Annotated in this window: 1 protein-coding gene and 1 pseudogene; one reads left to right on the top strand and one right to left on the bottom strand. The window is 62.8% G+C overall.

Annotated features, from left to right (window positions below; all coding sequences use genetic code 11):
- On the bottom strand, nt 1-1,151 hold a 1,151-nt coding region (locus tag DBR12_RS08625), incomplete at its 3' end, for an MFS transporter (protein ID WP_108616876.1).
- A gap of 129 nt (nt 1,152-1,280) precedes the next feature.
- On the opposite strand from DBR12_RS08625, the pseudogene DBR12_RS22640 reads away from it, so the two are divergent.
- Nucleotides 1,281-1,484, top strand: a pseudogene (locus DBR12_RS22640) (DNA topoisomerase IV subunit B); the annotation flags it as partial.

The raw sequence follows: 1,484 nt of genomic DNA, 5'->3' as shown, positions 1-1,484 counted from the left end.
AACACGCCCAGGCCGATGGCGATGTACCAGACGATATCGTAGTTGCCCGTGGCGTCATACAGATACCCGCCCAGCCACACGCCCAGGAAGCTGCCGATCTGGTGGCTGAAGAACACAAAGCCGCCCAGCATCGACAAATGCTGCACGCCAAAAATTTGTGCAATGGTTGCGTTAGTGGGCGGGATGGTCGACAGCCAGAGCGTGCCCATCACCGCCGAGAACACATACACCGACAGCGGCGATAGCGGCACGATCAAGAACACGGTGATGGCCGCCGCCCGCGCAAAATAGATGAAGGCCAGGATGAACCGCTTGGGCATGCGCTGGCCCAGCGTGCCCGCGATGTAGGTGCCAAATACATTGAACAGCCCGATCAGCGCCAGTGCATAGCTGGCCACCTGCGGCGACAGTCCATGGTCCTTGAGGTAGCTGGGCATGTGCACGCCGATGAACACCACCTGGAAGCCACACACAAAATAACCCGCCATCAGCAGGTTGAAGCTGGGGTAGCGGAAGGCCTCGCCCAGCGCCTGCACGATGGTTTGCTCGCGCTTCACAGGGGCCGCGCCCTTGAAGCCGGGTTCCCGCAGGCCAAAGGCCAGCGGCACGATCAGCAGCACGGCCATCGACAGCACCAGCAAGGCTTGCTGCCAGCCCAGCCCTGCAATCAGCCAGCCCTCGACAGGCACCATGAGGAACTGCCCGAACGAGCCCGCCGCCGCCGCCACGCCCATCGCCCAGGATCGCTTCTCGGGCGCAATCTGTCGCCCCAGCACGCCATAGATCACGGCATAGGTGGTGCCCGCCTGCGCCGCGCCAATCAGCACGCCTGCCGTCAGCGCAAACAGCGTGGGCGTGGGCGACAGCGCCATGCCCGCCAGGCCCAGTCCGTACAGCACGGCGCCGCCCATCAGCACGCGGAACGCACCAAACCGGTCTGCCACCATGCCTGCAAAAATCCCGATCAGGCCCCAGGACAGGTTCTGGATGGCGATGGCCAGCGCAAACGACTGGCGTGTCCAGCCCATCTCTTGGGTGATGGGCAAAAGCCAGAGCCCAAACCCATGGCGGATGCCCATGGACAGGGTCACGATGGCCGCACCGCAGGCGAGCACCTGGAACATGGATAGTTTGGGAATGTTCATATGCATGCGCAGGAATGTAGCCAGAATGCGTGAAACGCGCTGGTACACCCGCGACCAATACAGTGCCCGTCAGGGTTGGTAATGACTGGTTTTTTATCCAGCTGCGCGGCGCCTGCCGCACTACAATCCGCGGCTATGTCTGCCAAACCGTCTTCTGCATCCGCCAGCGAATATTCCGAAGGTTCGATCCGCGTGCTCAAGGGCCTGGAGCCCGTCAAGCAGCGCCCGGGCATGTACACCCGCACCGACAACCCCCTGCACATCATTCAGGAAGTGCTGGACAACGCCGCCGACGAGGCGCTGGCCGGGCACGGCAAGAAGATCCGCGTCACGCTGCAT

The sequence above is a fragment of the Acidovorax sp. HMWF029 genome, from assembly GCF_003060895.1.
Classification (GTDB): Bacteria; Pseudomonadota; Gammaproteobacteria; order Burkholderiales; family Burkholderiaceae_C; genus Acidovorax.
Note: the sequence above shows the minus strand (reverse complement) of the source record. Positions and strands in the feature narration are given on the sequence as shown.